The organism is Adlercreutzia equolifaciens (genome assembly GCF_029076695.1).
In the GTDB taxonomy this organism is placed as follows: domain Bacteria; phylum Actinomycetota; class Coriobacteriia; order Coriobacteriales; family Eggerthellaceae; genus Adlercreutzia; species Adlercreutzia equolifaciens_A.
Genome location: NZ_JARFIK010000314.1, coordinates 1 through 308, shown reverse-complemented (window position 1 = coordinate 308; position 308 = coordinate 1). Strand labels below are relative to the sequence as shown.

Sequence of the window (308 nt, the reverse complement as noted above, 5' to 3'; positions counted from 1 at the left end):
GCCATGCCGGCCTCGCGGCCCTCGCGAACGACTTGGTTCCAATCCACCGCGCCCTCGCGGTAGTTGCCTCTGATGAGCAGGTCGGACAGGGTCAGGTGCGCGAGCTCGGAAAGAAAGGCGGTCCATCCCGCCTGGAGCGTCGCGTCGACGCGCTCAACACTCGACTCGGTTTGCTTGCAGGAGAGAAACACCCGATAGGCAAAGTATTCCGACTGCTTTGCCGACGGCGCTTCTTCGAACACGGTCAGCACGTCGGCTAAGGTAACGGTCTCGATGGGGCGCCCAAGGACAAATCCACCGCCTGGGGC

The 308-nt window shown here is 63.3% G+C and carries 1 protein-coding gene; it reads right to left on the bottom strand.

Annotated features, from left to right (window positions below; all coding sequences use genetic code 11):
• Positions 1–308, bottom strand: a 308-nt coding sequence (locus PZH32_RS12545; RefSeq protein ID WP_275208577.1) for a hypothetical protein, incomplete at both ends; no start/stop codon positions are given.